The 10490-nt window shown below is 39.1% G+C and carries 11 protein-coding genes; 2 read left to right on the top strand and 9 right to left on the bottom strand.

Translation table 11 applies throughout. The features are described from left to right. Positions 1-82 precede the first annotated feature (82 nt). Both WKT20_RS16705 and WKT20_RS16710 read right to left on the bottom strand, forming a co-directional pair. Entirely contained in the window at positions 83-664 is a 582-nt protein-coding gene (locus WKT20_RS16705) for a ribonucleotide-diphosphate reductase subunit alpha (protein WP_340417761.1), read from the bottom strand. Between the two features lie 477 nt (positions 665-1141). Continuing rightward, positions 1142-1357: a hypothetical protein gene (locus WKT20_RS16710; RefSeq protein ID WP_340417762.1), complete on the bottom strand. Its 216-nt coding sequence runs from the start codon at positions 1355-1357 to the stop codon at positions 1142-1144. A 1071-nt stretch (positions 1358-2428) separates the two neighbouring features. Here WKT20_RS16710 and WKT20_RS16715 point away from each other — a divergent pair. After that, a complete protein-coding gene (locus WKT20_RS16715; RefSeq protein WP_340417763.1) occupies positions 2429-3964 on the top strand; it encodes an RNA-directed DNA polymerase in 1536 nt (511 codons plus the stop codon). 5 nt (positions 3965-3969) lie between these two features. After that, positions 3970-4764, top strand: coding sequence for a TIGR02391 family protein (locus tag WKT20_RS16720; protein ID WP_340417764.1), 795 nt, complete (start codon positions 3970-3972; stop codon positions 4762-4764). A gap of 86 nt (positions 4765-4850) precedes the next feature. Here the strand turns inward: WKT20_RS16720 and WKT20_RS16725 are convergent, their stop codons facing one another. The 7 genes from WKT20_RS16725 to WKT20_RS16755 all read right to left on the bottom strand — a co-directional run bounded on the left by WKT20_RS16725 (position 4851) and on the right by WKT20_RS16755 (position 9615). Continuing rightward, positions 4851-5483 carry a hypothetical protein gene (locus tag WKT20_RS16725; RefSeq protein WP_340417765.1) on the bottom strand — a complete coding sequence of 211 codons (633 nt, stop codon included), beginning with the start codon at positions 5481-5483 and terminating at the stop codon, positions 4851-4853. Between the two features lie 548 nt (positions 5484-6031). Further along, entirely contained in the window at positions 6032-6544 is a 513-nt protein-coding gene (locus tag WKT20_RS16730) for a hypothetical protein (RefSeq protein ID WP_340417766.1), read from the bottom strand. 117 nt (positions 6545-6661) lie between these two features. Further along, on the bottom strand, positions 6662-7009 hold the full coding sequence (locus WKT20_RS16735; RefSeq protein ID WP_340417767.1) for a hypothetical protein: 348 nt from the start codon (positions 7007-7009) through the stop codon (positions 6662-6664). Positions 7010-7014: 5 nt separating this feature from the next. Further along, positions 7015-7767 carry a ParA family protein gene (locus tag WKT20_RS16740; protein ID WP_340417768.1) on the bottom strand — a complete coding sequence of 251 codons (753 nt, stop codon included), beginning with the start codon at positions 7765-7767 and terminating at the stop codon, positions 7015-7017. Positions 7768-7971: 204 nt separating this feature from the next. Next, positions 7972-8559: a hypothetical protein gene (locus WKT20_RS16745; protein ID WP_340417769.1), complete on the bottom strand. Its 588-nt coding sequence runs from the start codon at positions 8557-8559 to the stop codon at positions 7972-7974. A gap of 19 nt (positions 8560-8578) precedes the next feature. Continuing rightward, positions 8579-8929, bottom strand: a complete 351-nt coding sequence (locus tag WKT20_RS16750) for a hypothetical protein (protein ID WP_340417770.1) — start codon at positions 8927-8929, stop codon at positions 8579-8581. Between the two features lie 308 nt (positions 8930-9237). Beyond that, positions 9238-9615 (bottom strand): single-stranded DNA-binding protein, encoded by a 378-nt coding sequence (locus WKT20_RS16755; RefSeq protein WP_340417771.1) that lies wholly within the window; start codon positions 9613-9615, stop codon positions 9238-9240. Between the last annotated feature and the right edge of the window lie 875 nt (positions 9616-10490).

Consider the following 10490-nt stretch of genomic DNA (forward strand, 5'->3'; position numbering starts at 1 on the left):
TCCATTTGGGAAAAGTCATAGAACCGATGTCCTGTAAAAGCAGCTGAGACTGTCCTGTCAAATTTCAAATCATTCATAATTGTCATTTTAGTACGTATTTATAGCTTGTTTTGGCAAGGAAGATGCCATTGGTAACATGAGCTCCGGCTTGTTCCAATTGGGAGACATAGGCATTAAAGGATGCACCCGTTGTGACTACATCATCCCAAATGCAGACCTCCTTGTTCTTGAAGAAATCAGCATCAATCTCAATGTTGTTCTGCTCATTTATCCGTTTGGCACGCTCTTCCTTTTTTATCTTTGTTCCATGGACTGCAGTACGTTCACCGATGACACTCACGTGAGAGAACCCGTCAATGGCTCCGGAAAACTTGCATACAAGCTCGGAAAAATGTCTGTTTCTCATTTCGTTACGTTCCGGACTACTTGCAGGGATGCACGAGAATACCACATTGCATATCTTACAGCCAAACTTCTTTACGAGGAACTTTGCCACGCATTTGGCCACCTCCAGGTGGTTGCGGCCATCCTTGTAGTCATAGATAATCTGACGGTCAAAAACTGCGTCCATTCCTATGTTCTTGATGCGTGAGGGAAAATATCGCAAGAAACTAATCAGTTCCTTGTCTTCCTGACCTTTGATGTAAACATTCACTGTGTTCATACTGCACTCTGATTTTGTTTCCCTTTTGTTAAGTCCTTTCGGACTGTGATCGGGAAGTTTTTTCTGTTTTACAAAGTGCAGCCAAACCAATACAGCAAATCTTCAGTGGACAATACTCTTTTCAAGGAAAAGGAAGATTGTTTACTAAGAACGACTTGCCAATTTGGTGATGGATGCAACAACTTTACAGAAAAAAGTTCACAGAATCACAAGTGGAGCCATGGACACGAAGGTCATAAATATCAGCAAAGAGAAATTATATAAGAGAGTATGGCATTATAACTGTTGGGCGGGAAATGTCCTGCACTGCCAACAGCCAGTACGGCATCAAAGAGCTCTCCACTATCTTTGATAGCGGAATGCTCCTGCCGTACCTTTGACAGAGGGGTGTTCTGGCTATAGTCGATTCACTCGACCATGGACAGAATTCTTCTATGGCAAACTGTTAGAGGATGCGGACATTGGTGTGGGCGAAGATTACAGGAAAGAAAATCCTACGATTATAAGAGTCAATGAAAGCGTAAGCTGGTGGAGCAGTAAGAACATAGCATTACAACTGTTGGGTGGGAAATGTCCTGCACCGCCAACAGCAAGTACGGCATCAAAGAGCTCTCTGCTATCTTTGATAGCGGAATGCTCCTGCCGTACCTTTGACAGAGGGGTGTCCAGGCTATAGTCGATCCACTCGACCATGGACAGAATACTTCTATGGCAAACTGTTAGCGGATGCGGACACTGGTGTGGGCGAAGATTATAAGAAAGATAACTCTATGATTATAAAAGTCAATGAAAACATTAGCTGGTGGAGTGGTGAGAGCATAGCATTATAACTGTCGGGCGGGAAATGTCCTGCACCGCCAACAGCAAGTACGGCATTAAGGAGCTCTCCACTATCTTTGATAGCGGAATGCTCGTGCCGTACCTTTGACAGAGGAGTATTCAGGCAATAGTCGATCCACTCGACCATGAACTGAATATCTCTATGGCAAACTGTTAGAGGATGCGGACATTGGTGTGGGCGAAGAGTATAAGATTGGCAGCATATTTTTAATAGAGGATTTAACTCTTGATGAAATACGCAAATTATTGGGCAGACCAATAACGCATATTTTGCGAAAAGGACTTACAGAATAGATAAGATTTGATTATAATGGATTAATGAATTATCTACTTATAACATAAGCAGATAAGCTTTAAAGAAATGGTATGCTGAGCTTGGAATACAGAAATAGAGAAAAAAAGTTCGATATTGGCAGATATTATATCTACTTCTTGTATGAACGAGTGAAATTTATATCTTTGCATCATAAGAAAATTGCCAATCTTAGTAGAACTCTATTTATATAATAACAGAGTGACAGATGTGGCATCATAAGTATGACCTCGAATACCACATGGGTAAGTCAAGACGTTCTCCAAATACTGTTTCACAGACATCGATTTGAAAAATGTTATTCCCGATATGCGACAGTAGGAGGAGAAACATATCAGCATGGATGATATAATTTAAACGAACTGATTACGAATGGCTACAGTGTGGACGTTAAAATGGTTGAGATAAAGATACAAGATATGGACGGCAAGTGAATTCGCACCCAACTTGAAGTAGACTTTATTTATTACCAGTTTGAGCGTAAAAGATATTACTTACAAGTCCACTTTGTTGGACTATTTGATTTTCTACTTACAGAATGATATGAATAATGAAAACAATAGGTTCTTCAAAAATAAATGTCAATTAGAAATTATAATAAAGTATTATCAATGAAAACTATTCTTGAACTTTCAGATGTAAAAGCAAGGCGGTATTTCTTGGAATCAGAAAATTATTGTAGTATGCAGTTTCCCAAATACATTGATTTCAAGCCTGTGATAGACTATGTAGAAGCCACTGTCGGAAATAAAGAGTTGAAAGATATTTTAAAAGATTCTAAGAGGATGCCATCTGATTATGAAAACGTTAATCATAAGATATTAGTTAAAAAGGATGCGCAGTATTCATATAGACCAATCCAGCTGATTAACCCATATCTTTATTATCTACTGGTCAAAGCTATAACAAATAGGAGTAATTGGAAAAATATAAAGAATCGCTTTGATGAACTGACAGTTCCAAACATAGAGGTCATGAGTATTCCTAAAGTTAAAGGAGATTCTGACAAATCACATATGTCTGCATCAGTAAGTGCCTGGTGGGAAAATGTTGAGCAAAAAAGCATTCAATTAGCTTTGTCTTATAGATATATGTTTGTTACAGATATTACTAATTGCTATGGAGCTATTTATACTCATACCATTGCTTGGGCATTGATGGGAAAAGAAAAAGCTAAAGAAAAACGTGAGAAACCCGGATTATTGGGAAATATGATTGATAGATACATACAAGGTATGCAATACGGTCAAACAAATGGTATACCTCAAGGGAGCACATTGTCTGACTTTATTGCAGAAATAGTACTTGCTTATGCAGATAAAAGACTCAGCGAGGAACTACATAACAAGGGAATATCCAACTATCATATAGTGAGGTATAGAGACGACTATCGCATTTTTTGTAATTCAAAAGAAGATATAGAACGAATAGCATTCTTCCTTCAAGAGGTTCTTGCAGATCTTAATTTTCAACTAAATGGGAAAAAGACATATCTAACTGAAGATATTATAAGTGAATCTATAAAGCCTGATAAGAGAGCATACATCTCAGGAGGACCGATTTACAGAAAATCCAATAAAAGAATATACTCTACATTATCCAATCTTCAACAAGAGGCACTTTTTATATACCAATTTTCGAAAATGCATCCTAATAGTGGTACTCTGACTAAACTTATAACGATTTTTGCCCAAAGATTGAATAGCAAAATTGCGAGTTGTAATGATTACCTTGTATTGATATCGATTTTTACAGAAATTGCATTATATAGTCCGAAGTCTTATAAGATAGTTCTTTCTATCATCAGTAAACTTCTTAGCAAAGTTCCAACAACAGATGAAAGAGAACGAATTGTCAATGATATTTATACAAAGTTTCAGAGATTCCCTAATATCGGAGAAATCCAAATATGGATTCAACGAATAACATATAATTTACCTCATCCCATTTCATATACAGAAGATATATGTAAAATTGTAAATGGTGAAGCTAATATTATTTTGTGGAACAATGACTGGGTAGGAGACGCTTACAAGAGTGCATTCCCACAATGTAAAATTTGCACTGAATGGATAAGGGATAGATACACTCCTATAATTGATATTAATGAAATTAGCTTATTTGATAATAACGATTATACATATTGATCATTATGGAACTAAGACATTGTCTAAACCAAGGTATATTGGAACAAATTTCAAAAATATTAGGAGATACGTCAAATGGACTTACAGGATCTGAAATATCCTATTTCCTTCAACAGTGCGAAATAAAAGATATAACCCCTGAAATGACGAAATGGAAGAGGCTTTATAATGCTTTCGTATCCGTTCAGAATTCTGATAAATGTTCAAATAAAATATTGAAATTTATCCAAACAATATTGCATCCTAGTCGTTATACAGACAGTCAAATTTTTGATACAAAAAGAATGGCAATTAATGTATGTCTATCTTATGTAGGTTATGAATTACAATCAAATGGTCGTTTTAGGGAAGTTACCGCCGCAGAAACTATCAGTGAAGCTCAACAACGCGCAAATGACCTATTGATTAATCTTCAAATGAGAAATGCGCATCAGGAAATATTCAAATACTGCAAAACTGAGTTAGTTGATAAGAACTACTTTCATGCTGTATTTGAATCCTGTAAAGGGTTATTTGCGCGTATACGTCAGCTATCATTAGTTAATACTGATGGGAAAGAATTAGTACAATATGTTTTTAATCATCCTGTATTAATAATAAATTCGTATACATCTAAACAGGAAAAAGATGAGCAAAGAGGTTTCGAAGCAATCTTAGAAGGTCTGTGCAATATGTTTAGGAATCCGGAAGCACATCAACCCAAAATAGAGTGGCCGGTGAGTGAACAAGATGCTTTAGAAATCTTGTCTTTAATTTCATACTGTCATAGGAGATTAGATAATGCTCGAAGAGTAGAATAAAAGAGGAAATCAGCCGTCGGCAGACTCGATTTTCAAACAGTCCACAACGGAGTTTCCCGATATGGACTGTTTGAATTATGACTATATCAGTCTATATCATAGCCTATCACACAATCATCATTGATAAGCAGATAATAATAACCGTTCCCAGTATGTCGGTATTCCTTGGAAAATCCCGCTATCATATCACCATTTTCCCGCGGTTCACACCAAAGTGTCCCGTCATAACCACAAAAGTCAAACCTATAACTTGAATATTTTACCTTTTTCTTCATGGCTTCCTTGAAGCAATCCATCGCCATACTGCCGCAATAATTCTCAATCGTTGACAGCCTAATGCACTTGCCGTCAATGGTTGTTCCTGTGGTAATATGGTTCTCGTAAAGAGACTTTGTCAAATCTGCATCTGCAATTCTGCGTAACCAACTGTTTGTATGGGTGGCGAGCTTAGCCAGTTTCTGGTATTTGAGAATCATTTTCTTTTCTGCCTCTTCTTCATTTTCAGTGGTCGGATAATAGACTTTCTCAATGCTTGACCAGGCATTGAAAACATAACCTCGTTTGCGTTTACCTTTTGCAATAATGCCAATCACTCCCTCTCCGTCACTGCGGTTAATGAACAACCTCCTACGTTCTCCACTAATTCTGACATACAATGATGTGGGGTTCTTTTCGTTGCGAAGATACTCTTCTGCCGGATGAATCTTTTGTACTTCCATATCTATAAGTATTAAAATTAATCATTTCCCTTTTGTGAAATCGTGACAATTTCAAAGGGCTTCAAATTTTCACGCTCCTGGCACTGTGAGACATGGAAGATAAGACAAGTAAATGGCTACAGATTTGTATGGAATACCCAAATCTCTGATTTGCGGAAGGTTGCCATACCAATCTGAGGAACATTAGAGAAACGGTACTTGGTGTTCGGACATTCACAGTAATTTTGCGATGAAAATCTGACAAGCCGTGAATTGTCAGCATACAAAAAGCTTATATAATATGCTTTTAGCAATTACAAAAAGGCTAATTTTAATCCAACTACAAAGGGATTATTCCACTTGTATATCAATTATTTAGGGAATGATTTTTCAATCATCCAATGTCCACATGTATTCATGTCCATATGTGTACATGTATACACCTATACAAGTGGACTTATATACATGTTTACATATAGCCATGTATTCACGTCTATATGAATACATGTATACAAAAAGCCACCAACAATTCCTAAGACCTGATGATGGCTCAAAACTACAAGACAATATCAATTGACGTAGGCGTAGCTTACGTTGAAGCAAGTGTCGGAAACCTTTGCAGTCGTAATTACCATTGACCTGTCAGAGTTCGTGAAACAGTATTCAAGTATTGCCTCGTTTGCCGGGGCAATCAGAAAATAATGCTCCTTCAAATATTCAATAACCAGACGGCTATTAGCTATCAGCTCTGTATCTATTACCGAATACAGTGCCCCATTTGAAGAGTAAAAGCTATATAGGATGCCCTCATTACCGTTGACCGTTTTGTAAGTGAGCTGAATAGTACTGGATATTGTTGTCTCCGATACAAGACCATATCGCTTCATCGAAAACTCCATATAGTTCTTGACCTCGTCTATGGTTGAACATTCAACATGATAAGGCTCCGTCCATACTTTCAGCTCCGGCTGAAGCTCTTCAACGTCATCCAAAATGTTGTCTTTACCACAAGAAGTTAATACCAATGGTACTGCCATCAGAAATACTACAATGGCAAATGAGAAGTATTTATTCACATTCATAATATTTTAATTGTTATTGACTTAACTATATTTGTGTATTCACGTGTACGTGTAAACATGTATATATTGCTACATGTACACATATCCACACGTACACATGGATACATGTATACACGTTTACATTACATCATTGATGTTTTTGGACTTGACCTTCCGAGCCTTGCCATGCTTCGCCTCGTATGCCTCGATGCCCTGTTTCATCACATACTCCATAAAGGCACGTATGGTGAAACCCTCCTTGTAAGCTATTGCCTGTACCTTATCTACAAGTTCCCTGGAGCAGATAAAAGAGAAATGTCGCCAGGAATTGTCCGGTTGCTCTTTACGTTCTGCCTTGAATGACCGTTTTTCCTGTTTTGGGATTGGCTTGGTTTCAGGTATCTGTTCAACTGTTTTATTGTCAGGAATGATAACGGCACTGCCCAGAATATTGCCAAGCAGAATGTCCATATTGTTTTTTGCCATAGTTATTACTGGTTACGTGAAAGAATTTCCTCCGTAAGTGCAAGATAATCCTTTGCACCGTTGGAATTTGAATCATACTCAAATATACTTTTGCCACTACCGGCTGATTCAGCCAAGGCGATATTCTCACGGATGCGGGTATTCATGGTGATACTTTCATAACGCTCCTTTACAGCCTGTTCCACGACCTTGTTCAGTTTACGGTGATTGAATCTGGCGATGAACACACCGCCCAAACGAAGTGACGGCTTGACACACTGCAAGGTGGTAGCAAATGCGTCCAGCATCCTCATGCCTTTCAACGGAAGAAGCTCCGGTGTCATCGGTACGATGATCTCATCAGCGGCAATAAAAGCATTGGTAGTGACAATACCAAGAGAAGGCGGACAGTCAATCAGGATATAGTCATAGTCCTTCCTGACAGGTTCAAGAAGATTACTAAGCAACCGCTCTCTTGCCAACAGGTTGGTCAAGGCTATTTCCGCACTTGCCATTTCAAGGGAAGAAGGGACAAGGTCAAGATTCTCCCGGATATGCTTCACAGGCAAAGGAACACCGTTTACCAATGAATCAAAAATGCTCGTTTCTATTTCATCCTCATTCGGAATGAAATACAGTGTAAGGTTTGCCTGTCCGTCAAGGTCTATAAGCAGGACTTTCTTGCCCTTCATTGCCATACAAGCTCCAATAGAAGCTGTAGAAGTTGTCTTTGACACGCCACCTTTGTGGTTGGCGAAAGTAATGATTTTCTGTGCCATACTATTTGTTTTTATGTTTATATGTTTCAATATATTCTTGTAATCCTGTTTACACGTGTACTTGTCTACATGTATCAATGTATACAAAGGTAAGTGTATGATATACAAACACCTACCAATGTCTCCTAACAGTTGAGAGCTGTTAGGGAAAGTGTTACGTTATAACGAGGGCACAAGGCTGGCTCATACCCCCCGTAGTTATACTTATTCGAATGTGAAAGGATGGATGTAGAAATAGGTCTCTTCGCTCTCGTATTCATAGCCATTGATAAAATCCACCATTTCTTTTTCACTGCGGTCTCCCTGTCCAATACCGGTCTTTGATGTCCATTCCTTGATGGCATCCCTAATGGTGTTAAAAACATCCTCACATGCATCCTCGAAAGGTTCACCGTATGAACTCACACAACATTCCTCGGGAAAGAAATTCCCCTCGTCATGGGCATAAAACAAGCCACATCCACTTTCGCAACATCTGTATGAAATACTCAGTTCATCAGCCAATATCCGGTTTATTTCAAGGAAGAGTTCGTTACAGGCATCCCATGCGGTTTCTGTCTCAAATGAAAGGAGGAAATAATCATTCTCTTCGTCTTCTTCATATTCAGCCCAATAAATATGTCCTCTAACGCTGATTTGCTTTTTCTCATAGTCGATACCGTATTGCTCGGCAAGCCTAAGCAGCCATATATCCTTACTGTTCACTTCCATGTTCTGAAAGGTAGTCCACAAGTTATTTACTGCTTCACGTGTTCCTGTGACCTTGTAGGTCGTTGTCGCTAAATTTGCCATATCGTTGAATTTTAAAATATTACCACTCCGTATAATAACTCTGGTCGTTGTTTTCGCATTCCTCAGCCCATTCTTCATCGGTGAAGCCGCTGTGCAAACATTCATCACTGCAATAGTAGGCTACTCCCATGTCAGCACAATATCCGGCACGCATCAGTCTGCCACACTCTGAACATCTTCTGCAAGCCCTGTCTGTGTCCCACCAAAAGTCAGTGAAAGATTCGGCTATGACATCCTCACTGGTGTTCTCGTCCCACTTATCAAGATAAAACTTAGCAAATTTGTTCAACTCCGGCTCTGTGTAGAGCATCTTTTCAGTACCGCCAACAGCCTTGGTCAGTCGGCTCAGGATTGATTGGATTGTTGTCATAATATCATCTGTTTTTTCTTCCCTCTCGTAGATCAACTACTTCGGGAACACATATAAATTTTGTTGCACCAAGAAGGTGTCGGGGCTGTCTCTGCAAGGTTTTGCAACAAAATACTACCCGTAGGTGTGGAGATTTTGCGGCAAAGCGAAGCCTTGGCCTTGCTAATGACAAGACCGGACATTTACCTTCGCAACGGAATTTATGCCAGTTCCCCGAAGTCGGTGTATGAGGAACGAATCTCGGCAAAGAGAAGTATAAGCATAAAAAAAGCGACCCGAAGGCCGCTCTATTGGAGAGAAGAAAGGCTTTACTTGCCCTTCCTGGAGTTCTTCTCCTGAGCTGATGGAGTTTCCTCCTTTTCAACAGCTTCATAAAACCTGGTGACTACAAATGCCACTTTGTTGCGCTTGACACCGTCGGCATCCTGCCACTCCTCCGGCTTGAAATAGCCTTCAACCGTGAGGAGTGCTCCTTTGACAAGGCGGTCAAAGGATGTTGTATTGTCATTCTTGCGCCATGCCTCGACGTTTATGAAAGCGGAAGTGCGGGTTGTTTCCTCGCCTGATTTCTCAGTGCGGCTGATTGCCAAAGGAAAACGTGCAACGCTTGCGGTTGAGAACTGATGGATGCTTGCATCCTTACCTACAAAACCAGAAACTACGAAAGAATTTTCCATTTTCTTCATGACATTGAAATTTTAGAAGTGAAACATTTATTTTTTACGTTGCTATCAAAGTTGGCAAGGATAGCAATCAGGCAAGTAATTACCGAATTATTTCACCGTCAGGCAAGAAAAGTTTTCCGAAAAGCGACAGCAGAAAAAGTTTTTGAAAAAATTCAGGGAATAAGATTCTGGTACTTGCAGCATGCGGCTTGCACTAACTTCGCAACAGGAAAAAGTAAGTGTCACGGCTTCGTCCAAAATGAAAGATGAAGGTAATGGCCTGATATTCTTGTGTGCTGGTCATAGTAAAGGGTGCTTCCATATTCAGACTCGACAGGTTTCACATATCCATGGCAAACAATCCGGACATGATAAGAATGATAACTCCCATACTTCACCATGAACCAGGCATGGCATAGTAAGAGAAATACGGAACTCCACACTTGCATCAAAAGGTCTGAACACGAAAGCCATTCAAAGGGAATGGAAGCCAGAGGTGAAGCACAACAAAGCTGACGATACTCTTATGAGTTATGAAAAGGAACAACTCAGCAAGGAGAAAAAGAAGGGCAAAGCAGCAATCGAATCATAAGCGGACTTCGGTCATACTCCGGCTCCTTGCAAGTATAAAGTTTAGATTTACCATGTATAATACATGTTTTAAACTCAATTGACTTGATTGATTTAAGTATACAACAGGATATGTATATGAGTTTAGTAGAATTCATATATGTATATATGCCCCATTAAACTTACTCCAAATAAATCAGCCTGTACAAATATTGTTCTTTCCTTACTGAAATTAATGCTGATTTTACCATACCAATTCAAATGACTCGTCTGCTATTTAAATACATAAAGTCACTGCTGGGCACTTAGTCCCAGCTGATTTTCAG

The sequence above is a fragment of the Phocaeicola sp. ICN-14070 genome, assembly GCF_037892625.1.
Taxonomy (GTDB): domain Bacteria; phylum Bacteroidota; class Bacteroidia; order Bacteroidales; family Bacteroidaceae; genus Phocaeicola; species Phocaeicola plebeius.